The sequence below is a fragment of the Microbacterium sp. USHLN272 genome, assembly GCF_037149655.1.
GTDB lineage: Bacteria > Actinomycetota > Actinomycetes > Actinomycetales > Microbacteriaceae > Microbacterium > Microbacterium galbinum.
Genome location: NZ_JBBCRA010000001.1, coordinates 487,226 through 511,937 on the forward strand (window position 1 = coordinate 487,226; position 24,712 = coordinate 511,937).

Below are 24,712 nucleotides of genomic sequence, written 5' to 3' on the forward strand. Positions count from 1 at the left end.
GCAGTGTCGCCCGAGTTCTATCCCTTTATCCCCTGGAGAATCTGTTGAGACGCGCGAAAATCGTCGCCACCCTGGGCCCCGCAACTTCCACCTATGAGACCGTGCGTGCGCTGATCGACGCCGGTGTGGATGTCGCACGCCTGAACCTCAGCCACGGTGACTACTCCGTGCACGAGAACAACTACGCGAACGTGCGGCGCGCCGCAGAGGACTCGGGACGCGCGGTCGCGATCCTCGTCGACCTGCAGGGGCCGAAGATCCGTCTGGGCAAGTTCGAGGGCGGCCCCTACGAGCTCGCCCAGGGCGACATCTTCAAGATCACGACCGAAGACATCGTCGGCAACAAGGACATCTCCGGCACGACCTTCAAGGGCCTGCCCCAGGACGTCAAGCCGGGAGACTACCTCCTGATCGACGACGGCAAGGTGCGCGTCGAGGTCGTCGAGACCGACGGCGTGACGGTGACCACCAAGGTCGTCGTCGCCGGTGCCGTCTCGAACAACAAGGGCATCAACCTCCCCGGCGTCGCGGTCAACGTTCCGGCGCTGAGCGAGAAGGACGAAGAGGACCTCCGGTGGGGTCTGCGCATCGGCGCCGACCTGATCGCCCTCTCGTTCGTCCGCAATGCGGAGGACGTCACGCGCGTGCACGAGATCATGGCCGAGGAGGGCGTGCGCGTCCCCGTGATCGCCAAGGTCGAGAAGCCGCAGGCGGTCGACGCGCTCGAGGGCATCGTCGACGCGTTCGACGCCATCATGGTCGCCCGCGGTGACCTGGGTGTCGAGCTGCCGCTCGAAGCCGTGCCGATCGTGCAGAAGCGCGCCGTCGAGCTCGCTCGCCGCAACGCGAAGCCCGTCATCGTCGCGACGCAGATGCTCGAGTCGATGATCAACAGCCCGGTCCCGACGCGCGCCGAGACCTCGGACGTCGCCAACGCCGTGCTCGACGGTGCGGATGCCGTCATGCTCTCGGGCGAGACCAGCGTCGGCGACTATCCGGTCGTCACCGTCGAGACCATGGCTCGCATCGTCGAGTCGACCGAAGAGCACGGCCTGGAGCGCATCGCGCCGCTGACGACCAAGCCGCGCACGCAGGGCGGGGCGATCACGCTCGCCGCCCTCGAGGTCGCGGAGTTCGTCGAGGCGAAGTTCCTCTGCGTGTTCACGCAGTCCGGTGACAGCGCTCGTCGCCTGTCGCGCCTGCGTTCGCGCATCCCGATGCTCGCGTTCACGCCGGAGCCCGACATCCGTCGTCGTATGGCGCTGACCTGGGGCATCCAGTCGACGCTCGTCGAGATGGTGCAGCACACCGACCTCATGTACCTGCAGGTCGACGACTACCTGCTCTCAAACGGCCTCGCCGTCGAGGGCGACAAGGTCGTCGTCATCTCCGGGTCCCCTCCCGGAATCGCCGGTTCGACCAACGACATCCGCGTCCACAAGGTCGGAGACGCCGTCAACGGCGCCGCTCCGATCTACAAGGAAGGCGTCTGACCCGAGGGTCGGGAAGGGGCGGGGCTTCGGCTCCGCCCCTTCGTCGTCCGCCACGTCAACCCGGTGACGCACATCGCCTCGCACGGGTAGCGTGCGAACATGGATCTCCGCCGTCGCCGTCTCGTTGTCGACGGAACCGTCTTCGGAGTCGTCACGGGTACGACCCGGCACCACCCTGGTGCTGATCGGCCCGGTCGCGGACGACGAGCACCGTTCGCTCCCTGCCCAGGCGTTCGCGCTCGCGGTCGACACCGCGGGGAGAGCCCCGCGACGAACGCGCTCGTCTTCGCCGACTACCTGCGGTGCGGGGTGCCGTGGTACCTCGCACAGGCGCGGCACATGTTGCGGTACGCGCTGGAGGACGTCGTTGGAGGGCTTCTCATGCCGGTGCTGGTGATCCGAGGCCTGAACGATCCCATCGCCGGGTCGGCGTGGTGCGATGACGGGGAGCGATGACGGCCTGCGCAATCCGCAAGGCAGCCTGGTGGGCGGCCGACTACGCCTACGCAGGGTACTGGCAGGCGCGCGCTTTCCTGAGTCGGAGCAGCGCGGAGGCCTACGCCGAGGGGGAGCGTGCACCGTTGGTCATCCTCCCCGGTGTCTATGAGACGTGGCGATTCCTGGAGCCGCTGGTCGCTCGACTCAACGACCGAGGGCACAGGGTTCACGTGCTCGAGGCGCTGGAGCGCAGCCAGCGTCCGGTCGCAGAGATGGCGGCGCTCGTCGAGGACTATCTGGACGAGAACGATCTGCGTGACGTGATCCTCGTCGCCCATAGCAAAGGGGGACTTGCCGGGAAGATGGTGATGACCGGGCGGGAGCACGCTCGCGTTCGAGCGATGCTCGCGGTCGCGACGCCGTTCCGCGGTTCGCGCTACGCGAGGCGGATCCCCTCGCGCACCCTGCGCGCGTTCTCGCCCGAGGATCCGGGCATCGTCGCGCTCTCCCGCAGTGTCGATGCGAACGCGCGGATCGTTTCTATCTATGCGGGATTCGACCCGCACATCCCTGAGGGGAGCGAGCTGCCGGGCGCCAAGAACGTCCGACTCGACACCGGAGGGCACTTCCGGATCCTCGCCGATCCGCGGGTCGTCGAGGAACTCGAACTCATGGCAGGATGAGTCGATCTGTCTGTGTGCCGGCGGTGGGACTCGAACCCACACGCCCTTTCGGACAAAGCATTTTGAGTGCTCCGCGTCTGCCATTCCGCCACGCCGGCCCGTGTATCGCGACTACGACTGTAGCGCAGAAGCAGCCGTCCCGACGCCGTGCCGACGCGCACGGCCGTGGCGGAGACGCACTCCAGTAGGATGGGTACGTGACCGAGCAAGAACTGGCTGAACAGCCCACGTCATCCGCACCCCGACGCGTCGTCGTCGCCGAGGACGAATCGCTGATCCGTCTCGACATCGTCGAGATCCTCCGCGACAACGGCTTCGACGTGGTGGGAGAGGCCGGCGACGGCGAGACCGCTGTCGCGCTCGCGACCGAACTGCGTCCCGACCTCGTCATCATGGACGTCAAGATGCCTCAGCTCGACGGCATCAGCGCCGCCGAGAAGCTGCACAAGGGCAACATCGCCCCGGTCGTGCTGCTGACCGCCTTCAGCCAGAAGGAACTCGTCGAGCGCGCGAGCGAGGCCGGCGCTCTGGCCTACGTGGTCAAGCCGTTCACGCCGAACGACCTGCTGCCGGCGATCGAGATCGCACTGGCGCGTCATGAGCAGATCATCACGCTCGAGGCAGAGGTCGCCGACATGGTCGAGCGCTTCGAGACCCGCAAGCTCGTCGATCGCGCCAAGGGCCTGCTGAACGAGAAGATGGGGCTCAGCGAGCCCGAGGCGTTCCGCTGGATCCAGAAGGCGTCGATGGATCGTCGTCTCACGATGCAGGACGTCGCCAAGGCGATCATCGAGCAGCTCGCTCCGAAGAAGTAGTGTTCCGGCTCGACCCCGAGCACACCCTCCGTCCGGTCCGCACGGGCGACGGCGCTGCTCTGGCGCGCGCGTACGCGGCCGATCGTGCCCACCTCGCTCCCTGGGAACCCGCTCGCAGCGAGGAGTTCTTCACGGAGGAGTGGCAGGAGCGGGACGTACACCGCACCGTCGCCGAAGCGCAGACGGGGCGCAGCATCCGATTCGTGGTGACGGCACCCGACGAGCGGATCGTCGGCAGGATGAACCTCAACGGCATCGTTCGCGGGCCGTTCCTCAGCGGGGATCTGGGCTACTGGATCGCCGCGGACTCGACGCGACGCGGACTCGCGACGCGCGCGGTCGCCGCGGTGCTCCGCCACGCGCGCGATTCCCTGGGACTGCACCGCGTACAGGCGGCGACGCTGCTACACAACGCCGCCTCCCAGCGGGTACTCGCCGCGAACGGCTTCACCCGCATCGGCATCGCCCCGCGCTATCTGGAGATCGCGGGGGAGTGGCAGGACCACGTCCTCTTCCAGCGGCTGCTGGATGAGGGGCTCATGGAGCCTTCGGGGCGTCCTTGATCATGTTGGTGATGCGGATGGTCGAGCAGCGCCGCCCCTGATCGTCGGTCACCACGATCTCGTGCACCGCGATGCTGCGTCCGAGATGGATCGGCGTGCACACCCCGGTCACGATCCCCGAGGTCGCGGAACGCGTGTGCGTGGCGTTGATGTCGACACCGACCGCCAGCCGCCCGGGGCCCGCGTGCAGATTGGCCGCCATCGACCCCAGTGACTCGCCGAGCACCACGTATGCGCCGCCGTGCAGAAGGCCCACCGGCTGGGTGTTGCCCTCGACCGGCATCGTGCCGACCGAGCGCTCGATGCTGAACTCGGTGAACTCGATGCCCATCTTCTCGGCCAGGGCGCCCATTCCACGGGCCGTGGCCCACTCGAGTCCTTCGCTCTTCGCGACGTCGCTCATGCATCCTCCTCAGCGCGTGTCCGTGGTCCTCGTTAGGCTGACAGGGTGACGGACTCCGCAAAGCCTACCCTCATGGTCGTCGACGGCCATTCGCTCGCCTATCGCGCCTTCTTCGCGCTGCCGGTCGAGAACTTCACGACCAAGGACAACCAGCACACGAACGCGATCTACGGGTTCCTGTCGATGCTGGTGAACCTGATCAAGGCCGAGCAGCCGACGCATATGGCGATCGCGTTCGACACCTCGCGGCACTCGTTCCGCACCGATGAGTACCCCGAGTACAAGGCGACCCGGTCCGAGACGCCGCAGGAGTTCCGCGGTCAGATCCCGCTGCTGCAGGACTGCCTCGCGGCGATGTCGATCTCGGTGCTCACGAAAGAGGGCATCGAGGCCGACGACATCCTCGCCACCCTGTCGTCGCAGGGTGCGGAGCAGGGCTATCAGGTGCTCGTCGTCTCCGGCGATCGCGACACCATCCAGCTCGTGAACGACGACGTCACGCTGCTGTACCCGTCGGTGCAGGGCGTGTCGCAGCTCAAGCGATACGACCCGGTGACCGTGCAGGAGCGCTACGGCGTACGTCCCGAGCAGTACCCCGACATCGCCGCGCTCGTGGGCGAGACCAGCGACAATCTGCCTGGCGTGCCCAAGGTGGGCGAGAAGACCGCCGTGAAGTGGTTGACACAGTTCGGGTCGCTCGACGATCTGCTCGCTCGTGCCGAGGAGATCAAGGGTGTCGTGGGAGGGAACCTGCGCGATCACATCGACGACGTGCGCCGCAATCGCAAGCTCAACCGTCTGCTCACCGACGTCGAGCTCCCCGTCTCACCCGACGATCTGGCAGTCGCTCCCATCGACGCGCAGGCCGTGCGCGACATCTTCGCGCGCCTCGAGTTCCGCACACTGCTGCCGCGCGTGTTCGAAGCCGTCGGCGCCGGCGAGGTCGCCGAAGACCCGGCCGCGGTGGTCGAGCTGCCGGTTCCGCAGCAGGTGGTGGCTGGCGAACTCGCGACGTGGGCGGAAGCCGTGCAGGGCGAGCTCTCACTCCGTGTGCTCACGCAGAGCGGGCTTCCGGTGCGTCTGGGGGTCGCTTCCGACTCCGAGCTTCGCGAGACCGATTGGACGGATGCCGCGGCCGACGAGCTGCGCTCCTGGCTCGAGTCCGATCGTCCCAAGGTCCTGCACGACGCCAAGGGTCAGCTGAAGGCGCTGAACCGAGCAGGCATCCGCCTCGGCGGCCTCGCGTACGACACGAGCCTCGCCGGCTGGCTCCTGCGCCCGAGCTTCCCCGACAAGACTCTCGGCGACCTGGTTGAGCGCTACCTCGGCGAGAAGCTCCCCGAGGCCGACCCGTCTCAACTCGTGCCCGAGACCGAGGGGGCGACTCCCGCGCAGGAGGCGTGGTTCGCACTGCGCGTCGCGACCGCGCTGCGCGACGACATCCCCGAGTCGGTGGCCGCCGTGCTGACCGACATCGAGCTGCCCACGCTGCTCGCGCTGGCCGACATGGAACTGGCCGGGGTCGCGGTCTCCCACGAGGTGCTGTCGACGTTCTCCGGCGAACTCGCGACCCGCGCCGAGGGCATCGCTCAGGAGGCGTTCGGCATCGTCGGCCGCGAGTTCAACCTCGGCTCGCCCAAGCAACTGCAGGAGGTTCTCTTCGAAGATCTCCAGCTGCCCAAAACGCGCAAGACGAAGACGGGCTACTCGACGGATGCCGCCGTGCTCGCCGACCTGCAGGAGTCGAACCCGCACCCGTTCCTCAACCTGCTGCTGCAGCACCGCGAGGCCACCAAGCTACGTCAGATCATCGAGTCGCTCGACACGGCGATCGGCGACGACGCGCGCATCCACACGACCTACGTGCAGACCGGAAGCCAGACCGGGCGGCTCTCGAGCACCGACCCGAATCTGCAGAACATCCCGGTGCGCACAGAGGAATCGCGGCGCATCCGCAGCGCGTTCCAGGTCGGCGACGGCTACGAAGCGCTGCTCACGGCCGACTACTCCCAGATCGAGATGCGCATCATGGCGCATCTGTCGGGCGATGAGGGCCTGATCGAGGCCTTCAACAGCGGAGAGGACCTCCACCGGTTCGTCGGCGCTCGGGTGTTCGGGGTCGAGCCGGGCGATGTCACCGCCGCGATGCGCACCAAGGTCAAGGCGATGTCGTACGGCCTGGTCTACGGCCTCTCGGCGTTCGGCCTCTCGAAGCAGCTGCGTATCGAGCAGTCCGAGGCGAAGCAGCTCATGATCGAGTACTTCGCGCGCTTCGGCGCCGTGCGTGACTACCTGCGCGCCTCCGTTCTCGCGGCCAAGGAGGTCGGCTACACCGAGACGATCTTCGGACGCCGTCGCCCGTTCCCCGACCTCGCCAGCCCGAACCGCGTGCTGCGGGAGAACGCCGAGCGCGCAGCGCTGAACGCCCCGATCCAGGGCAGCGCCGCCGACATCATGAAGATCGCGCTGTTCCACATCCACGACGACATCCGCCGCGAAGGGCTCCGCTCGCGGGTGCTGCTGCAGATCCACGACGAGCTCGTGCTCGAGGTCGCCCCGGGGGAGTGGGATGCCGCCGAGCGCATCGTGCGCACGCGCATGGGCGACGCCGCGGATCTGTCGGTGCCGCTCGACGTGCAGGTGGGTCGCGGGCACGACTGGAACGAGGCCGCACACTGACCACGGGCGGCGGCGTCCGAGGATTAGTGTGGATCGCATGACTTCCATCCCGCGCACTCCCACCGCCATCGACAAGGTCGCCGAGGACTGGGTCGACACTCTGGTCGAGCTGGCTCCGACGCTCGGCACCTACATCGGGCGCGACGAGGTCAACGACCGCTTCGGCGATCTGAGTCCGGCCGGCCACGAGGCGATCGCAGCGGCCACACGGCAGACGCTCGACGCGCTCACGGCCCTCGAGCCGGTCGACACGATCGACGAGGTCACGAAGGCCGACCTCGGCGCCGAGCTGCGTCTCGAGCTGGAACTCCACGAGGCGAATTGGCATCTGCGCGACCTCAACGTCATCGCTTCGCCGGCGCAGGACGTGCGTTCGGCTTTCGACCTCATGCCCACGGCATCCGCCGACGACTGGTCGGTCATCGCCACGCGCCTCGCTGCGGTGCCCGACGCGCTGCGCGGCTACACCGAGACACTTCGCGAGGGCATTGCGCGCGGAGTGACGCCGGCCCGCCGACAGGTCGTCGAGGTGGCGACGCAGATCGACCGGTACACCGCTGATGACGGTTTCTTCGCCGCTTTCGTGGCCGATGCCACGCCCGAGAGCGGCCAGCTTCCGGCATCCCTCGCGCGCACCCTCGCCGACAACTCGGCCGCCGCGCGCGTCGCATACGGCGAACTGCGACGGTTCCTCGCCGAGGAACTCGTGCCCGAGGCCACCGAGGTCGACGCGGTCGGTCGCGAGCTCTACGCGCTCAACTCGCGCCGATTCCTCGGAGCCACGATCGACCTCGACGAGACCTATGAGTGGGGACGCGAGGAACTCGCCCGGATGGTCGCCGAGCAGACGGCGATCGCGAACGAGATCCTGCCGGGGTCCACGGTCGAAGAAGCCGTGGCGCATCTCGAGGCCGATCCCGCGCGCAAGCTGGTCGGCACCGATGCGCTGCAGCGTTGGATGCAGGAGACGAGCGACCGCGCCGTCGCCGAACTCGCCGCCTCGCACTTCGACATCCCCGAGGCGATCCGCACGATCGAGTGCATGATCGCGCCGACCCAGGAGGGCGGGATCTACTACACGGGGCCCACCGACGACTTCTCGCGCCCCGGACGCATGTGGTGGTCCGTTCCGGAGGGTGTGACGGAGTTCGACACGTGGCGCGAGCTCACCACCGTGTACCACGAGGGTGTGCCGGGGCATCACCTGCAGATCGCGCAGGCCGTCTACAACCGTTCCGAGCTCAACTCCTGGCGCCGTCTGCTCGCCGGCACCTCGGGTCACGCCGAGGGATGGGCGCTCTATGCCGAGCGCCTGATGGAGCAGCTCGGCTACCTCGACGACCCGGCCGACCGGCTGGGGATGCTCGATGGTCAGCGCATGCGTGCGGCACGTGTCGTGCTCGACATCGGCGTGCACCTCGGTAAGCCGCGTCTCGACGGAACGGGCGTTTGGGATGCCGACTACGCGCTCGAGTTCATGCGCCAGAACGTCAACATGTCCGACCAGTTCGTGCAGTTCGAGGTCAACAGGTACCTGGGCTGGCCGGGACAGGCTCCGTCGTACAAGGTCGGACAGCGCATCTGGGAGCAGGTGCGTGAGGCCGTTCAGCAGCAGGAGGGCGAGGACTTCTCGTTCAAGGCGTTCCACAAGCGCGCGCTCGACATCGGCGGCGTCGGTCTCGACACCCTGCGTGGTGTGCTGCTTCCGCGTTGACGGGAATGTCCGATGCTCCGGCGATGTTCATTCACCTGAATAGGAAGGCATGACATGAGCATCGAATTCGGACTGGACACGTTCGGCGACATCACCCGCGACGCCGAGGGCACCCTCCTCAGCGGCGCCCAGACGATCCGCAACGTCATCGCGCAGGCAGAGATGGCGGATGCCGTGGGCGTCGACTTCTTCGGGGTGGGGGAGCACCACCGCAAGGAGTTCGCGGTGTCGGCTCCCGAGATGGTGCTCTCGGCGATCGCCGCGCGCACCGAGAACATCCGCCTCGGCACGGCGGTCACGGTTCTGTCCTCCGACGACCCCGTGCGCGTGTTCGAGCGGTTCTCGACCCTCGATGCCGTGTCGAACGGTCGCGCGGAGGTCGTGCTCGGTCGCGGCTCGTTCATCGAATCCTTCCCGCTGTTCGGTTTCGACCTCCGCGACTACGACGCACTGTTCGAGCAGAAGCTCGAACTCTTCGTCGAACTCCTGAAGGAGCAGCCGGTGACCTGGTCCGGGTCCATGCGCGCGTCGCTCGAGAACGCGGATGTGTTCCCGAAGACGGAGAAGGGTCTGCGGACCTGGGTGGGCGTGGGCGGCAGCCCGGAGTCCGTGGTGCGCGTCGCACGCCACGGACTCGGTCTCATGCTCGCCATCATCGGCGGTCCGGCCGCGCGATTCCGGCCGTTCGTCGATCTGTATCACCGCTCGGTCGACTCCTTCGGAACGACGAAGCATCCGATCGCCGTTCATTCGCCCGGCCACATCGCCGACACCGATGCGGAGGCATGGGACGCCGCGTACTCGGGCTTCGAGGCGATGAACAACACGATCGGCAAGGAACGCGGCTGGCCCGCATACAGCCGTGCCCGCTTCCAGAACGACATCGGGCCGGAGGGGGCGATCTACGCCGGTTCTCCCGACCGGGTGGCCGCGAAGATCGCAGACACGATCACCACCCTCGGGCTGGGCCGATTCGACCTGAAGTACGCCACCGGAACGCTCTCGCACGAGGCGATGATGCGCAGCATCGAGCTCTACGGCAGCGAAGTCATCCCGCGCGTGCGCGCTCTGCTCGACAAGCGCGCCTGATCGGGCCTGCCGGATCGGTACGGGGTCCGGTTCCGCAGGAATAGGCTTGTCCGATGGCAGACGTGCGTTTCGTGGCGATCGGGGACTCCTTCACCGAGGGGGTCGGCGATGTTCTTCCCGACGGCCGAGAGCGCGGGTGGGCCGACATCGCCGCCCAGGGGTGGGCCGATGCGGCCGGGCATCCCATCCAGTACGCGAATCTCGCGATCCGCGGCAAACTCGCGTGGCCGATCGTCGAGCAGCAGCTCGAACCGGCTCTGGCTCTGCGTCCCACGCATCTGTCGTTCAACGGCGGTGGCAACGACATGCTGCGACCGCGCACCGACCTCGAGCACATCGCCGACGCGTTCAGCCGCGTTCTCCGCCGATGCGACGAGGAGGGCGTCACGATGATCCTGCTCTCCGGCGCGAACCCCAGTGGACAGCTTCCGATGGGGTCCCTGATCCAGCGCCGCGGAGATCAGCTCTCCGAAGCCGTGCTGCGACGCGTCGCCGATCGCCCCGACGTGGTGCGCGCCCTGAACTGGCCCGATCGGGAACTCGCGCAGAGCGCGTACTGGTCCGAGGACCGCCTGCACATGAACGCCGCGGGCCATCATCGGGTCGCGGCGCGCGTGCTGCACGCACTGGGGTACGAACCGCCCGAGACGTGGTGGGCACCGAGTGAGCGCGGGGGAGCGGGACCGAGCGGGCTCGCCTACTACCGACAGCACGTCGGCCCCTGGGTCCGGCGTCGGGTCACGCGCACGTCGTCGGGCGATGGCCGGACCGCGAAGTACCCGGTGTGGACCGAGCGGACTCCGGGGTGACGAGCGACATCGAACTGCGCCGCATCCCCGGGGGTTCGATCGTGCTGCAGGATGCGCGAACGAAGACGCAGCGTCCGGTGGATCTCGAGCCCTTCGAGATCGGTGTCTACCCGGTGACCCAGGAGCAGATGGCCGAGGTCCTGGACGCGGCCGCTCCGCATCCCCGCCGACCGGCGACCGACATCAGCTGGCTGCGGGCCGTGCACTTCTGCAACGCGCTCTCGGAGTGGGAAGGGCTCGAGCACGCCTATCTGTTCGACGGGGAGGACGTCAGCTGGGACGTCTCGTCCGAGGGGTTCCGGCTGCCCACGGAGGCGGAGTGGGAGTTCGCGTGCCGGGCGGGGTCCGTGGGCCCCCACTACGCGCCGCTCGCGGATGCCGCCTGGACAGCCGCCGATGGCGTGACGACCCCGCAACCGGTCGGCGGCAAGATCCCGAACCTGTACGGTCTGTTCGACACCCTCGGCAACGTGTGGGAGTGGTGCTGGGACCTGCTCGACCCCGCACGCTATGACGAATACCGCACGTTCCGCGGGGGCGGCTTCGCCGACGACGCCTGGAGTGTGCGCGCCTCGGTCCGCCGCGGGGGAGCCCCTCGGATGCATCACCCCGATGTGGGGATGCGCGTCGCGCGCGGCGGCTTCGATGGCGACGGAGCTGCGCAGGGCTGGTCCGACGCGGTCGACCGCGAGCGGGCGCTGCAGGACGGTACCTCGCCGTCGGGATGGACGCCACGAAAACGGTGACGGGGACGGTTTTGGCCCCCATCCGCGCCGCGTGGGAGAGTGGGAGGATGCCTGCAGCGTTCTCTCTCATCGTCTCCCAGGGCCGCGTGGCCGACCGCACGGACGGCGCACTCGTGGGCGCACGTCGCGTCGGCGATGCACTGTCTACGCTGCTCCGGACCCCTGCGACGACGATCGGCACGCCGAGTCCCTCCCGCACCGACGACTGGAGCACGGCGCTTCGCGAAGCGAAGGACACTCTGCACGGCCTGCGGGACGCGGTCGCCGGCGCCATCGACGCCGGAACCGTACCGCTGCTCGCGACCAACACGTGCGCCGCGAGCCTCGGCACCCTCCCGACCGTCGCGGAGAGGCACCCGGATGCCGTCGTGCTCTGGATCGATGCGCACGGCGACTTCAACACGCCCGACACGACCGATTCCGGTTATCTCGGCGGCATGGTGCTCGCCGCGGCCTGCGGACTGTGGGACAGCGGACACGGCGCGGGGATCGACCCGACGCAGGTGATCGTCGTCGGCGGACGTGACATCGATCCGGCCGAAGGTGAGCTCCTCGCCGGCGCCGGAGTGCGCGTTCTCGCGCCCGCCGACAGCACGCCCGAACGCGTTCTCGAGCTCATCGACGGCCGGCCCGTCTGGATCCACGTCGATTGGGACGTGCTCGAGCCCGGGTACATTCCCGCCGCCTATCGCGTCGGGGAGGGGATGCTTCCCCACCAGATCGCGGCGATCTTCGCGGCGCTCCCCGCGCGCTCCGTCCGCGGGATCGAACTCGCCGAGTTCGAGGCCGGCGACGCCGACGTACCCGAACACGTGAGTGTGGAGCTCATCCTCGAGACCTTCCTCCCGCTGCTCCGCGCCGTCTGAGGTCGACAGTTCGGAGGCGACGCGTCTAGCGGCGACGTCGCTCCGGGTCGAGTCCCATCCGGACCCGCGTGCGCTTGCGCTCGATCACGATGAACACGCACCCGATGATCCAGAGCGGGAGCGGGGCGAGGAACGCAATGCGGAACGCGTCGAGCGAGTAAGTCTCGGGTGTGCCCGCGCCCTGAAGGTCGAGCAGCAGTCCGATCAGGAAGATCGCGATGAGAGCTGCGATGAACCCTCCCGCGTTCGTGACGCCCGTGGCGGTGCTCAGCCGGTGCGAGGGGTTATGGGTGCGGGCGTGGTCGAAGGCGATCATCGACGCCGGGCCACCGGTCGCGAGGGCGATCGCGAGAACGTAGAGCAGCCAGATCGGTGCGGCCTCGGGCAATGCGATCACGGCGCACCACGCGATCAGTTGCAGTCCCACCGCGGGGAGCACGAGAGCGAGCGACCGATGGTTCGGGAGCCGACGCGAGAGGTCTCCGATGATCGGACCGAAGATCATGCCCGCAACGACATATACGGATATGAGTCCCGCGGCATGTGCCGCCGTGAGACCTTGCGCGGCAGTGAGGAACGGCATTCCCCAGAGCAGGATGAACGCCGTACCCGCGAACGGAGTCGTGAAGTGCGACCAGAACGCGAGCCTCGTTCCCGGGTGCGCCCAAGCGGCGCGGATGCCGACACCGGTGTCGATCGCCGAGGTCACCACGCGCACCACTCCGGTGTCGGTGTTCACCGTCACATCGGTGTCCTGCTCGGCGGGGCGGTTGCGGATGACCAGAGCGACGAGGATCGTGAAGAGCACGCCCAGCCCGGCGATACTCCCGAATGTGATCGTCCAGCTCGTGGCGTGCAGGAGAGCGGCCAGAGGGACGAGCGCCACCAGTTGCCCCGCCTGTCCGATGATGCCCGTGAACTGCACCATCACGGGACCGCGTTGGGCGGGGAACCACACCGCGACCAATCGGAGCACCGCGGGGAAGACGGCCGCATCTCCGGCACCCAGCAGCACACGGGCGAAGATCGCGATGCCGATGCTGGGGGAGAAGGCCATCACCAACTGACCCGCCGCCATCAGGAACATCCCGATCGTGATGATCGGACGCGAGCCGTACCGGTCGAGGAGTACACCGATCGGGATCTGCATACCCCCGTACACCGCGAGCTGCACGACCGCGAAGAGGGCGAGGGTCGAGGCATCCGCCTGGAATCGATCGGCCGCGTCGACGCCGACGGCGCCCAACGACGTGCGGTTCGTGATGGCGACGACGTAGGCCGCGACGCCCACCGACCAGATCAGCCAGGCTCGCCACCCGGGGTTCGAGACGGGGGAGAGGGGAGCGTGCGTCACCCTTCCACGCTACTCGCGTCACCGCGGCCTCGACGCAGACGACGGGGCCCGGCGCGCAATCGCTCGCCGGGCCCCGAGGATCTGGGTGCTCAGCCGGCGCAGAGCGCCGAGAACGCCTGAGTCGACTCCTGGATGTCGGTCGTGAGCGTCGACGCCTCCGCGGCGGCGGACGTGTCCTGATCGACCAGGACCCGCTTGAGAAGATCGCGCAGCGACGTGAAGTCCTCGTGCACCGCGGTCACGGCATCCTTGACCTCCTGGTTGGAGACGGACTCCGCAGCGGCACCGATCGCGTCGACGGTCTCGGTGAACGTGGCCACGGTTCCCTCGGGGTCGGACATCGCCGCGCTCATATCGAGCGAGGACAACTCGGTCGCGACGCCCGAGATCTGGCTGCCCACGGATGCGCAGGCGTCGGCGACGGACTGATCCGTGGTCTGCTCGGCGGGGGCGGAGCTCTCGCTCGATGTCGAGCTGTCGGAATCGGTACTCGGCGTGCTGGAGCATCCGGCGATTCCGAGGACCGCGACGACGGCGATGGTCCAGGCTGCGATCTGACGTTTCATTTTCTTCCCCCGTGGAGTGAGCCGATGAATCGGCATACGAATGTGAACCGCGAGCCAGTCAACCACACGCCGACGACGTGCGCCCTTTAGTAACCAGGGGAGAAGTCCCCATGGCGGACGAGTGAGCAGGACCCTCGGATGGCGGTTCTCAGCGACGTGAGTTGCGGGGTTTCTTCTTCGCGTCCCAGAACTCCTGGGCAGCTTCTGCGCCGCTCTTCTTCTTGATCACGTTGAATCTCACGACCTTGATGACGGCGCGAACGATCAACCACACGATGAGCGCAACGATGGTGACGATCACGACGAGCTGTCCGAGTGCATATGGGTCCATGGGTGTCATCAATGCCTCCGGGTGCATGGGGAATCCGGGAGGCATTGATGACACCCCCGTATCTTTGACGGGGTCGGGGACGGAATCTGTCGGGCGAGGTGATTCTCACACAATCTGACATAATGTGCATTATCGGTTATAACGGAATCCGCTTCGCTAGGCTGGTCCCCATGAACGGCGAACACGTGGAGGTCGACTGGTCGGCGGCGCGCGATGCCAATCGTGAGAACTGGGACGACCGCGTGCCGCTGCACGCGGTGTCGTACGAGCGCGAGTCGTTCGATGACCCCGAGCACCTCAGCGATGTCGTCCGCCACGACGTCCCGGTGCTCGAACGTTTCCTGCCCGCACGATCCATCGTCGGACTCGACGTGTGCCACCTGCAGTGCCACATCGGCACCGACACCGTTTCGTTGGCGCGCGCCGGTGCGCGACGAGTCACCGGCGTCGATTTCTCGGCGCCGGCCCTGCAGACGGCACGAGCCTTCGCCGAGGAGCACGGCGTCGACGCCGAGTGGGTCGAAACCGACGTGCTCGACGCCAGGGCCGCGGTCTCCGGTGACTTCGATGTCGTCTACACGAGCATCGGGACGATCTGCTGGCTCTCCGATCTGGACCGTTGGGCCCAGCAGATCCAGGAGCTGTTGCGCCCCGGCGGGACGTTCTTCATCCGCGACGGGCATCCTGCGCTGTACGCACTCGACGAGGATGCGGAGACGCTCACCGCGCGCTATCGGTATTTCGGCGACGGGACGGCGCAGGTCTGGGACGACGCGAGCACCTACGCGGGCGACGGCACCGTATCGCACACGCGCACCTACGAGTGGCCGCACTCGCTCGCCGAGATCCTGGGCGCCCTTCTCGGTGCGGGCCTGCGCATCGTGCACGTCGATGAAGGCCGCACACTCCCCTGGCGATTCAGCCCGCGGATGGTGGAGGTGCCCGGAGGATACGCGTGGCCGGAAGCCCAGCGCGATCTGCTCCCCTGCACCTACACGATCATCGCTCGACGGGACTGATATATCGGTTCCGCTCGTCGGCGATCAGGCTCCGACGTAGGCCGCGAGGTGTTCGCCGGTGAGCGTCGAGCGTTCTGCCACGAGATCCGCGGGCGTGCCTTCGAACACGACACGGCCGCCGTCGTGCCCGGCGCCGGGACCGATGTCGAGGATCCAGTCCGCGTGCGCCATCACCGCCTGGTGGTGCTCGATCACGATCACGGTCTTGCCCGACTCGACGAGACGGTCGAGAAGCCCGAGGATCTTCTGCACATCAGCGAGGTGGAGACCGGTCGTCGGCTCGTCGAGCACGTAGACGTCGCCCTTCTCCCCCATCTGGATCGCCAGCTTGATGCGCTGACGCTCACCGCCGGACAGGGTCGAGAGCGGCTGTCCGAGCGAGAGATACCCGAGACCGACGTCGTCCAGCCGGCCGAGGATCGCCGTCACCGCGGGGATCTTGGCGTCACCCTCCGAGAAGAACACCCGCGCTTCGGACACCGGCAGGTCGAGCACCTCGGTGATGTCCTTGCCCGCCAGTTTGTACTCGAGAACCGCGGCCTGGAAGCGCTTTCCTCCGCAGTCCTCGCACGGTGTCTCGATCGTGTCCATGAAGCCGAGCTCGGTGATGATGACACCGGCGCCCTTGCAGGTCGGGCACGCCCCTTCGGAGTTCGCGCTGAACAGCGCCGGCTTGACGCCGTTGGCCTTCGCGAACGCCTTGCGGATCGGCTCGAGCAGCCCGGTGTAGGTGGCGGGATTGCTCCGACGCGAACCCTTGATCGCACCCTGGTCGATCGCCACGACTCCATCGAGTTTCGAGACGGAGCCGTGGATCAGCGAACTCTTCCCGGAGCCGGCGACACCCGTGACGACCGTCAGGATGCCCGTGGGGATATCGACGTCCACGTTCTGGAGGTTGTTCGCGGTCGCACCGCGCACCTCGATCGCCCCGTCCGCCGCGCGCACCGCGTCCTTGAGCACGGCGCGGTCGTCGAGGTGCTCCCCCGTACGCGTCCCGCTGCTCTTGAGCCCCTCGACCGTGCCCTGGAAGCAGATCTCGCCGCCGGCGCTGCCCGCGCCCGGGCCGAGATCGACGACGTGGTCGGCGATCACGATCGTCTCGGGCTTGTGCTCGACCACGAGCACAGTGTTGCCCTTGTCGCGCAGTTTGAGGAGCAGGCCGTTCATCCGCTGGATGTCGTGCGGATGCAGGCCGATCGTCGGCTCGTCGAACACGTAGGTCACGTCGGTCAGCGACGAGCCGAGGTGGCGGAGCATCTTGATGCGCTGCGCCTCTCCCCCGGACAGCGTGCCCGACGGGCGCTCCAGACTCAGATACCCGAGCCCGAGGGTGACGAAGGCGTCGAGGTTCGCGCTCAGGGCTTCGAGCAGCGGTCCCGCGCCCTGGAGGTCGAGCCCGCGCACCCATCCAGCGAGATCCGTGACCTGCATGCGGCAGGCATCCGCGATGCTGATGCCGTCGATCTTCGACGACCGCGCCCCCTCCGTCAGACGGGTCCCATCGCATTCCGGGCACACCGCGAAGGTGGCGACCCTCTCGACGAACGCACGGACGTGCGGCTGCAGGGCATCGAGGTCCTTCGACAGCATCGACTTGGTGATCTTCGGGATCAGTCCCTCGTAGGTCATGTTGATCCCGGCGATCTTGACCTTCGTCACCTCTCCGTAGAGGAACAGCTGGCGCTGCTTCTCGGAGAACTGGGCGACGGGCTTGTCACCGGGATAGAACCCGGACTGCGAGAACCCCTTCACCATCCAGCCGTCCGCCGTGTACCCCGGCACCATGATGGCGCCCTCGTCGAGGGACTTGGACTCGTCGACGATCTGCGCGAGGTCGAGGTCGGACACCGCTCCCCTGCCCTCGCACCGCGGGCACATGCCACCGAGGTAGATCGCGTCCTTCACGATCTTCTTCTCGCCGCCGGGGCCGGTCATCACCCCGCTCGCGCGCTGCGTGGGGATGTTGAAGGAGAAGGCGGTCGGTCCGCCGATGTAGGGGGTGCCGAGCTTGCTGAAGAGGATGCGCAGCATCGCGTTCGCATCGGTCACGGTGCCCACCGTCGATCGCGGGTTCGCCCCCAGGCGCTCCTGATCGACGATGATCGCCGTCGTCAGACCCTCGAGCACATCGACGTCCGGCCGCGGAACCGAGGGCATGAACCCCTGGACGAAGGCACTGTAGGTTTCGTCGATCATCCGGCGGGACTCCGCGGCGATGGTGTCGAAGACGAGCGAGCTCTTGCCCGATCCCGAAACGCCGGTGAAGACGCTCAGCCGTCTTTTCGGGATGTCGACGCTGACGTCCTTGAGGTTGTTCTCACGTGCACCCTGAACGCGGATGAGGTCGTGGCTGTCAGCGGGGTGGTCGACGGTGGTCATCGGCATCCTTCGGAGACGAGGCTGATCTCTCAGCCGGCTTGGTTGATACGGAGCAGGTTGCCCGCGGGGTCGCGGAAGGCGCAGTCGCGCACGCCGTACGGCTGATCCATCGGCTCCTGCACGACGTCGGCGCCGCTCTCGACGAGCCGCTCGAAGAGGGCGTCGAGGTCGTCGCTGGCGAGCGTGAGCGCCCCGTAGCTGCCCTTCGCGATGAGCTCGAGCACCGTGCGGCGCTCGTCGTCGGTCAGACCCGGGTCGGTCGCCGGCGGGTGGAGCACGATCGAGGTCTCGGGCTGGTTCTCGGGACCGACGGTGAGCCAGCGCATGCCGTCGTATCCGACGTCGTTGCGCACCTCGAAGCCGAGGGCGTCGCGATAGAAGGCGAGAGCCGCGTCGGCGTCGGTGTGCGGGAGGAAGGCGTAGTGGATGCTGATCTTCATGGTGTTCACGCTAGGTGGGCGTCGCGTGGCGGCGCTTCTCGATTCCTGATCGGCCGGGTGACCTGCTTGGCCTGGAAGACGGGGATCCCGTCGACGTGGGCGGCGCGTTCACGGTACACGCTGGGTGGGACACCCACCAGCTCCGTGAAACGACTGCTGAACGTGCCCAGCGACGAGCAGCCGACTTCGAAGCACACCTCAGTGACCGAACGGTCCCCGCGTCGGAGCAGAGCCATCGCCCGCTCGATCCGGCGCGTCATGAGATACGAGTACGGAGATTCGCCGTAGGTCTCCCGGAACCGGCGGCTGAGATGTCCGGCAGACAGGTGCACCCCGGCAGCGAGAGCCTCCACGTCGAGAGGCTTCGCATAGTCGCGGTCGATGCGGTCCCGCACCTTACGCATCGACACCAGCTCGCGCAGGCGAGCATCCACGTCGGGAGTCACGTGTCGATCCTGCCATGACGCCCCGCATCGGCGCATGACCCTGCGCGACGTCCCCCGCGATATGAGCCCCACGGCGAGGATGGACGGCGCTACTCTGAGGTCATCCACACAGGATTCTCTCAGAAAGGGTCCCCCATGTCCGCACCACTCTCCGAAGCGAAATCGCTGTTCAAGTCGATCCGCATCACGCTCGCCGTCTCGGGCGTCCTCGCCCTCATCGCCGGCATCGTGCTGCTGGTCTGGCCCGTGAAGTCCGCTGTCGTCGTCACCGCGATCTTCGCCGCCTACCTCGTCGTCGCGGGTCTCGTCTACATCGGCCTCGGCATCTTCTCGGGCGCCCGCGGCGGCTGGTCGCGCGTCGGGCACATCCTCCTCGGCCTGCTCTACATCGTCGCCGGCATCATCGCCTTCGCGAACCTCGGCGCGGCCGCGGCTGCTCTCGCCTTCGTCGTCGTCATCTTCATCGGCATCAGCTGGATCGTCGACGGCGTGGTGGCCCTGAGCCTGCTCGGTCAGGACGGATCGCGCGTGTGGACCCTCCTCTACGCGCTCCTCAGCATCGTGGCCGGAATCATCGTGCTGTTCTCGCCGCTCGTGGCGGGGTTCGCTTTCTGGCTGATCCTCGGCATCTCGCTCGTCGCGCTCGGCATCGTGCAGATCGTCCGGGCCATCACGCTCGGAAAGGACGCCAAGGAGTTCACGGCCGCCGTCCAGGAGGACGCCGCGCACTGACATCCGCACTGCAGATCGGCCCCGTGCTCCGAGGTGGAGCACGGGGCCGATTCGCGTGCGGGTGCTACTCGGCGACGAACGCGCTCACGTCGCCGACGAGGCGGGTGTTGTCGGCGGGGACGGGATCGACGGCCGCCTGAGCGACCTCGGCCGCGAACTCCGAGACGTTGTAGAGCTTGCCCGCGGACTCGCGGCGCTCGGCGATCGCTCCGGGGTTCGCACGCTCGAGCAGCGTCGCCGTGATCGTGCCCTCGATCATGTCGCCGGAGACGACCGTGAAGCCGATGCCCTTCTCGGCGAGGCCGGGAATGAGCTCGCGCAGCGCATCCTCGCCGGCGCGCTTCGACAGAGCGACCGGCTCGTACTCGGGCATGGTCGGGGTGGTGCGGATGAAGTGCGCCTGGTGGCTCGTCACGAAGACCACGCGCGCGCCCTCGCCCAGGAGCGGTTCGGCTGCGCGGAGCACGTTGAGCTGTGCGTCGCGGTTGAGCGTGAGGGCGTAGTCCTCGGCCATGCCGGATTCCATGCCGCCGGAGGCGTTCAGCACGAGCACGTCGAGACGACCGTATTCGTTGGTGACGGCGTCGAACATCGCCGCGACCGACGCGGGGTCGGTCAGGTCGGCACCGACGACGAGCGCGCGGCGTCCGAGCTCGCGCAGCTCACCGGCGAGCTTCTCGGCGCGCGGGGCCTTGTTGCGGAAGTTGATGACGACATCCGCCCCGGCCTCCGCCAGGTAGCGCACGGTGTCGGCGCCGATCCCCCGCGACGAGCCGGTGACAAGGGCGACCTTGCCGTCGAGAGATCCTGCGGGAAGAACAGCGGTCACGGTGACTCCTCATGGTGCGTGAAACGCCGCGATGACGCGGCAACTCAGACTATCAAGAGCGCCCCGCGCCGCCCGATACGGCGTCGGGCCCCGTGATAGGTTGACCGCGAAGGAGGCCGCATGGACACCGTCTCGACTTTCGTACAGTTCATCGACCAATGGGCCTGGATCGGCTGGCTGGTCCTGATCGCCGCGTTCCTCGTGATCGAGATGCTCACGCTCGATTTCACGTTCCTGATGCTCAGCTTCGGCAGCGCCATCGGACTGCTCACCGATCTGGTCGGCATCCCGGTCTGGGCCCAGGTGATCGTCGCCGCGGCAGCCGCGGCACTGTTCATCCTCTTCCTGCGACCGCCGCTTCTCCGACGGCTGCGGCGCGGCGAGGATCCGACCAAGTCGAACGTCGATGCTCTCCTCGACCTCCGTGGAACCGCGCTCCACGACATCACGCAGATCTCCGGACAGGTCAAGCTCAGCAACGGCGACACCTGGACCGCTCGCTCCGCCACGCCCGTACCGATCCCCCAGGGATCGCCGATCGCCGTGACGGCGATCAACGGCGCCACCGCCATCGTCCGTCCCGTCAACGACTAGGAGACTCCGTGAACGACGCCTCGTTCATCCCCACCGCGATCCTCTGGATCCTCGCGATCGCGGTCATCATCTTCGTGGTGGTGACCGTCGCGCGTTCCATCCGCATCATCCCGCAGGCCACGGCCGGGGTCGTGGAACGGCTCGGCCGTTATCACAAGACCCTCACCCCCGGTCTGAACATCCTGGTGCCGTTCATCGACCGACTGCGCCCCCTGATCGACATGCGCGAGCAGGTCGTCTCGTTCCCGCCCCAGCCCGTCATCACCGAGGACAACCTGGTCGTCTCCATCGACACCGTCGTCTACTTCCAGGTGACGGATGCCCGTGCCGCGACCTACGAGATCGCGAACTACCTCGGCGCCGTCGAGCAGCTCACGACCACGACACTCCGTAACGTCGTCGGTGGACTCAACCTCGAAGAGGCGCTCACGAGCCGCGACAACATCAACGGTCAGCTGCGCGTCGTCCTCGACGAGGCGACCGGCAAGTGGGGCATCCGCGTGGGCCGCGTCGAGCTGAAGGCGATCGATCCGCCCATCTCGATCCAGGACTCGATGGAGAAGCAGATGCGCGCCGAGCGTGACCGTCGCGCCGCGATCCTCACCGCTGAGGGAACGAAGCAGTCCGCGATCCTCGAGGCCGAAGGTGCACGTCAGGCCGAGATCCTCCGCGCGGAGGGCGACAAGCAGGCCGCGGTCCTGCGTGCGCAGGGTGAGGCGGAGGCCATTCAGAACGTCTTCACGGCGATCCACCAGGGCGCCCCCGACGACAAGCTGCTCGCCTACCAGTACCTGCAGATGCTGCCGAAGATCAGCGAAGGTCAGTCCAACAAGCTGTGGATCATCCCGAGCGAACTCACGGAAGCTCTCAAGGGCATCGGCAGTGCGTTCACGCCGAAGCCCGGTCAGGCACAGACTCCCCCGCCGGGCGTGTGACGCACCCGTACTTCGCGAAGGCACGGCATCCCCGAGTCCTCGCCCACCGTGGTCTCGTGACCGCGGCGGGCGAGGACTCGGGCGTCTGGGAGAACACCGCCGCAGCCTTCGCCGCTGCGCACGCCGCCGGGGTGGAGTACGTCGAGACCGACTGCCAGGTAACGGCCGACGGCGACGTGGTGCTCTTCCACGACGCGACCCTCGAGCGGTTGACCGGCGACCGCCGAGCAGTCCGGGAGGTGCGCACCCGCGACCTCGTCCGTCTCTTCGCCGATCACGGCGGCCTCCTCACGGTCGCCGAGGCCCTCGACCTGTTCCCGACCGTGCGCTTCAACATCGACGTGAAGACCGCCGCCGCGGCGGAGCCCCTCGGGCCGATCCTCGCCGATCACACGCATCGGACCCTCGTGACGAGCTTTTCCGATGCCCACCGGCGCGCGACCGTCGCCGCCGTCCTCCGCGCGGGCGCCGCGCTTCGCCCCGCGACATCGGGGGGAAGCCGAACCATCGCGACGGTGCGCGCGCTGTCCGTCCTGCGCCTCTCCCCCGCACGGGTGCTCCGCGACATCGACGCCCTGCAAATCCCCGAGCGGCAGGGGCCGCTGACCGTGCTCACTCCCGCGCTGCTCCGCGCCGCGCATGCTCGGGGCGTCGAGGTGCACGTGTGGACCGTGAACGATGCCGCGGAGATGAACCGACTCATCGCCCTCGGCGTCGATGGGATCGTCTCGGATCGCGCCGATCTCGCCCTCGACACGCTGTCGCCCTCATAACCTCCCGCGCTGGGATTCCGCTGTGAATAACGCCGAGTTTCCAGGGACGTGGATGAAGCGCACAGGCTGGAGCGTTATACCTGACAGCGACGAGAGGACCACACAATGGCAGATCGCAGCCTGCGCGGCATCCGACTCGGCGCCCAGAGCCTACAGAGCGAAGAGGGCGTCGTTTTCATGGAGCGCCGTGAGACCACCTATACCTGTGACACATGCGGCCACGTCACGAACCTGATGTTCGCGGCCGACGCCGAGCCGCCCCAGACCTGGGAATGCCGCTCCTGCGGTGCCGACGCCCGACTCAACGTCGACGGCCAGGCCGTGACGCTCGAGGCGACCGATGAGAAGGCCGCCCGCACCCACTGGGACATGCTGCTGGAGCGCCGCACGCGCGCCGAGCTCGAAGAACTGCTCGAGGAGCGCCTCGCCTTCATCCGCGCGCGCCGCGGGGCCGGTGAAGACCCGACGCGGGAGAAGATCGGGGCCTAAGCCCGACGAGCGCGCCACCACCCGAGGGCGAGCGCGCCCAGCCCGCCCCAGAGCAGGATCTGCTGCAGCCAGGGACCCAGCACCACACCTGCCGTGAGGCCGGAGCGGAGCTCGACATCTTCGAGCATCGCCCCGGCCTCATCTGCGTCCAGGCTCGTGATCGTCGACCCGTCCGGGCGGATGATCTGGCTCGTACCCACCGTCGAGACGTTGACGACGCTCCGCCCGGTCTCGATCGCCCGCATCCGCGCGAACGCGAGTTGCTGCAGATTCTCGGCGGTCCCCCGGAAGTCCGCGTTGTTGGTCTGGAACACGAGGACCTCGGCGCCGCCCGTCACGCTCTCGTGAATGACGTCGTCGTAGATGACGTCGAAGCAGATCGCGAGACCGATGAGGGCGCCGTCGATGTCCATGAGCGGCGGGTTGATCCCCGGGGTGTACTCGCGGCCGATGAGGCCGATCAGATCGGGGGCCAGGGCGTAGTAGAAGTCGCGATCGGGAACGTACTCGCCGAAGGGCACCGGATGCCGTTTGTCGTGGATCTGCTCTGCTCCCCCGGCATCCGTCCACAGCATCGACGTGTTCCAGTAGAGGTCGTTGCGGGCGGTCGCGGCGTTCGCGAGCACCGGCGCGTCGATCCGGGTCGAGACCAGCGTCAGCTGACGCGCGAGCGTCTCGTTCTGGAAGGGGTCGGTGTCGAGGCTGCCCTCCGGCCAGACGAGGAGGTCGACGTCTTCGCCGTAGAGGGGCTCGGTGGCTTCAATCTGCGCGCGGACCACGGCGAAGGGCGTGCGCTCGTCGAAATAACCGGTCGGACCGTTTCCCTGCACGGCGGCGATGCGCATCTCACCCGCGGGAGCGGTCGGGAACTGCGGCGTCGCGAGCAGCACGACCGCGAGTGCTGCGGGCACGAGCAGCGGCATCGGGCGCCGCCACAGCCTCAGCCGCACCGCTTCGATCAGCATCGCCACGACGAGAACCATCAGGAACCCGAGACCGCCGACGCCGAGCCACGACGACACCGGAGCGAGCGGGCTCTCGGCCTGGCTCATCCCGATCCGTGCCCACGGGAAGCCGCCATAGGGCCAGGAGCCGACGAAGACCTCCCGGCCGACCCAGAGGGCCGCGACGACGACCGGGAGCACCAGCATCCGCCCCCAGGCGCCGGGAAGCGCGCGAGGGATCCACCGGTAGGCGAGGGCGATCAGGATGAGGGCGAGAGCCGTCAGGCCGCCCTCGAGGACGCTGAGAGCAGCCCAGGGCACCGGGCCCAGATACCTCGAGGTCCACGACACCAGAAGAGCGAAGAACAGGATGCCGTAGACCAGGCCGACCAGCAGCGCTCCGCCCGCGCGGCGGCCGATCAACGCCAGCAGCAGCAGCGCGGTCGCCGGGAACGCGAGAACCCAGATCGGGGCCGCCGGGTAGGCGAGATTCATGAGCAGCGCCGCGGCGGCGGCCGCGATCGACGCCGCCCACAACGGCAGGAGCGGGCGCGGTCGAATCGTGCGTTCAGCCATGTTC

General features: G+C 67.8%; 25 protein-coding genes and 1 tRNA gene. 16 read left to right on the forward strand and 10 right to left on the reverse strand.

Annotated features, from left to right (window positions below):
• Window positions 1-44: 44 nt before the first annotated feature.
• Both pyk and WFJ97_RS02450 read left to right on the forward strand, forming a co-directional pair.
• Entirely contained in the window at window positions 45-1,493 is a 1,449-nt protein-coding gene (gene pyk / locus WFJ97_RS02445) for a pyruvate kinase (RefSeq protein ID WP_247632209.1), read from the forward strand.
• Window positions 1,494-1,945: 452 nt separating this feature from the next.
• Entirely contained in the window at window positions 1,946-2,614 is a 669-nt protein-coding gene (locus tag WFJ97_RS02450; protein ID WP_336640358.1) for an esterase/lipase family protein, read from the forward strand.
• Between the two features lie 15 nt (window positions 2,615-2,629).
• On the opposite strand, the gene WFJ97_RS02455 is transcribed toward WFJ97_RS02450, so the two are convergent.
• Window positions 2,630-2,712, reverse strand: a tRNA-Leu gene (locus WFJ97_RS02455).
• 99 nt (window positions 2,713-2,811) lie between these two features.
• On the opposite strand from WFJ97_RS02455, the gene WFJ97_RS02460 reads away from it, so the two are divergent.
• Window positions 2,812-3,429, forward strand: coding sequence for an ANTAR domain-containing response regulator (locus tag WFJ97_RS02460; RefSeq protein WP_247622473.1), 618 nt, complete (start codon window positions 2,812-2,814; stop codon window positions 3,427-3,429).
• Entirely contained in the window at window positions 3,429-3,992 is a 564-nt protein-coding gene (locus WFJ97_RS02465; protein ID WP_336640359.1) for a GNAT family N-acetyltransferase, read from the forward strand. The genes WFJ97_RS02460 and WFJ97_RS02465 overlap by 1 nt, the downstream gene beginning before the upstream one ends.
• Here WFJ97_RS02465 and WFJ97_RS02470 read toward each other — a convergent pair.
• Complete coding sequence (locus WFJ97_RS02470) at window positions 3,967-4,395, reverse strand: hotdog fold thioesterase (RefSeq protein WP_336640360.1); 429 nt, start codon at window positions 4,393-4,395, stop codon at window positions 3,967-3,969. The two genes, WFJ97_RS02465 and WFJ97_RS02470, sit on opposite strands and share 26 nt — an antisense overlap.
• 45 nt (window positions 4,396-4,440) lie before the next feature.
• Between WFJ97_RS02470 and polA the strand changes: the two genes are divergently transcribed.
• Genes polA through WFJ97_RS02500 form a run of 6 tightly spaced genes read left to right on the forward strand, consistent with a single transcriptional unit; the run spans window position 4,441 to window position 12,298 of the window.
• Window positions 4,441-7,074: a DNA polymerase I gene (gene polA / locus WFJ97_RS02475; RefSeq protein WP_336640361.1), complete on the forward strand. Its 2,634-nt coding sequence runs from the start codon at window positions 4,441-4,443 to the stop codon at window positions 7,072-7,074.
• Between the two features lie 37 nt (window positions 7,075-7,111).
• Entirely contained in the window at window positions 7,112-8,788 is a 1,677-nt protein-coding gene (locus WFJ97_RS02480) for a DUF885 domain-containing protein (RefSeq protein WP_336640362.1), read from the forward strand.
• A 54-nt stretch (window positions 8,789-8,842) separates the two neighbouring features.
• On the forward strand, window positions 8,843-9,877 hold the full coding sequence (locus tag WFJ97_RS02485) for an LLM class flavin-dependent oxidoreductase (protein ID WP_247632215.1): 1,035 nt from the start codon (window positions 8,843-8,845) through the stop codon (window positions 9,875-9,877).
• 53 nt (window positions 9,878-9,930) lie between these two features.
• Window positions 9,931-10,686: an SGNH/GDSL hydrolase family protein gene (locus tag WFJ97_RS02490; protein ID WP_247622479.1), complete on the forward strand. Its 756-nt coding sequence runs from the start codon at window positions 9,931-9,933 to the stop codon at window positions 10,684-10,686.
• A complete protein-coding gene (locus tag WFJ97_RS02495) occupies window positions 10,683-11,432 on the forward strand; it encodes a formylglycine-generating enzyme family protein (protein ID WP_247632217.1) in 750 nt (249 codons plus the stop codon). The genes WFJ97_RS02490 and WFJ97_RS02495 overlap by 4 nt, the downstream gene beginning before the upstream one ends.
• A 47-nt stretch (window positions 11,433-11,479) precedes the next feature.
• On the forward strand, window positions 11,480-12,298 hold the full coding sequence (locus WFJ97_RS02500) for an arginase family protein (RefSeq protein WP_336640363.1): 819 nt from the start codon (window positions 11,480-11,482) through the stop codon (window positions 12,296-12,298).
• A 25-nt stretch (window positions 12,299-12,323) separates the two neighbouring features.
• On the opposite strand, the gene WFJ97_RS02505 is transcribed toward WFJ97_RS02500, so the two are convergent.
• The 3 genes from WFJ97_RS02505 to WFJ97_RS02515 all read right to left on the reverse strand — a co-directional run bounded on the left by WFJ97_RS02505 (window position 12,324) and on the right by WFJ97_RS02515 (window position 14,549).
• On the reverse strand, window positions 12,324-13,652 hold the full coding sequence (locus WFJ97_RS02505; RefSeq protein ID WP_336640364.1) for an MFS transporter: 1,329 nt from the start codon (window positions 13,650-13,652) through the stop codon (window positions 12,324-12,326).
• An 89-nt stretch (window positions 13,653-13,741) separates the two neighbouring features.
• On the reverse strand, window positions 13,742-14,218 hold the full coding sequence (locus WFJ97_RS02510; RefSeq protein WP_336640365.1) for a hypothetical protein: 477 nt from the start codon (window positions 14,216-14,218) through the stop codon (window positions 13,742-13,744).
• Window positions 14,219-14,366: 148 nt separating this feature from the next.
• Entirely contained in the window at window positions 14,367-14,549 is a 183-nt protein-coding gene (locus WFJ97_RS02515) for a hypothetical protein (RefSeq protein ID WP_336640366.1), read from the reverse strand.
• A gap of 170 nt (window positions 14,550-14,719) precedes the next feature.
• Here WFJ97_RS02515 and WFJ97_RS02520 point away from each other — a divergent pair, with 170 nt between their 5' ends.
• Window positions 14,720-15,568, forward strand: a complete 849-nt coding sequence (locus tag WFJ97_RS02520) for a class I SAM-dependent methyltransferase (RefSeq protein ID WP_336640367.1) — start codon at window positions 14,720-14,722, stop codon at window positions 15,566-15,568.
• Between the two features lie 24 nt (window positions 15,569-15,592).
• Here WFJ97_RS02520 and WFJ97_RS02525 read toward each other — a convergent pair whose 3' ends face one another.
• Genes WFJ97_RS02525 through WFJ97_RS02535 form a run of 3 tightly spaced genes read right to left on the reverse strand, consistent with a single transcriptional unit; the run spans window position 15,593 to window position 18,794 of the window.
• Window positions 15,593-17,950, reverse strand: a complete 2,358-nt coding sequence (locus WFJ97_RS02525) for an excinuclease ABC subunit UvrA (RefSeq protein ID WP_336640368.1) — start codon at window positions 17,948-17,950, stop codon at window positions 15,593-15,595.
• A 29-nt stretch (window positions 17,951-17,979) separates the two neighbouring features.
• Window positions 17,980-18,390 (reverse strand): VOC family protein, encoded by a 411-nt coding sequence (locus WFJ97_RS02530; protein WP_247956155.1) that lies wholly within the window; start codon window positions 18,388-18,390, stop codon window positions 17,980-17,982.
• Between the two features lie 5 nt (window positions 18,391-18,395).
• A complete protein-coding gene (locus WFJ97_RS02535) occupies window positions 18,396-18,794 on the reverse strand; it encodes a helix-turn-helix transcriptional regulator (protein ID WP_247957604.1) in 399 nt (132 codons plus the stop codon).
• Between the two features lie 177 nt (window positions 18,795-18,971).
• Here WFJ97_RS02535 and WFJ97_RS02540 point away from each other — a divergent pair, with 177 nt between their 5' ends.
• Window positions 18,972-19,568, forward strand: a complete 597-nt coding sequence (locus WFJ97_RS02540) for an HdeD family acid-resistance protein (RefSeq protein WP_247622488.1) — start codon at window positions 18,972-18,974, stop codon at window positions 19,566-19,568.
• Between the two features lie 64 nt (window positions 19,569-19,632).
• Here the strand turns inward: WFJ97_RS02540 and WFJ97_RS02545 are convergent, their stop codons facing one another.
• Window positions 19,633-20,397: an SDR family oxidoreductase gene (locus WFJ97_RS02545; RefSeq protein WP_336640369.1), complete on the reverse strand. Its 765-nt coding sequence runs from the start codon at window positions 20,395-20,397 to the stop codon at window positions 19,633-19,635.
• A 120-nt stretch (window positions 20,398-20,517) separates the two neighbouring features.
• Here WFJ97_RS02545 and WFJ97_RS02550 point away from each other — a divergent pair, with 120 nt between their 5' ends.
• The 4 genes from WFJ97_RS02550 to WFJ97_RS02565 all read left to right on the forward strand — a co-directional run bounded on the left by WFJ97_RS02550 (window position 20,518) and on the right by WFJ97_RS02565 (window position 23,188).
• Window positions 20,518-20,991: an NfeD family protein gene (locus WFJ97_RS02550; protein ID WP_247622490.1), complete on the forward strand. Its 474-nt coding sequence runs from the start codon at window positions 20,518-20,520 to the stop codon at window positions 20,989-20,991.
• Window positions 20,992-20,999: 8 nt separating this feature from the next.
• The gene (locus WFJ97_RS02555; RefSeq protein ID WP_336640370.1) at window positions 21,000-21,926 is read left to right on the forward strand and encodes an SPFH domain-containing protein; all 927 of its coding nucleotides are present in this window, start codon (window positions 21,000-21,002) and stop codon (window positions 21,924-21,926) included.
• Entirely contained in the window at window positions 21,923-22,699 is a 777-nt protein-coding gene (locus WFJ97_RS02560; RefSeq protein ID WP_247632227.1) for a glycerophosphodiester phosphodiesterase family protein, read from the forward strand. Before WFJ97_RS02555 ends, WFJ97_RS02560 begins: the two co-directional genes overlap by 4 nt.
• A 105-nt stretch (window positions 22,700-22,804) precedes the next feature.
• A complete protein-coding gene (locus WFJ97_RS02565; protein ID WP_247622493.1) occupies window positions 22,805-23,188 on the forward strand; it encodes an RNA polymerase-binding protein RbpA in 384 nt (127 codons plus the stop codon).
• Here WFJ97_RS02565 and lnt read toward each other — a convergent pair.
• Window positions 23,185-24,708, reverse strand: a complete 1,524-nt coding sequence (lnt, locus tag WFJ97_RS02570) for an apolipoprotein N-acyltransferase (RefSeq protein ID WP_336640371.1) — start codon at window positions 24,706-24,708, stop codon at window positions 23,185-23,187. The genes WFJ97_RS02565 and lnt overlap by 4 nt on opposite strands.
• Window positions 24,709-24,712: the final 4 nt, after the last annotated feature.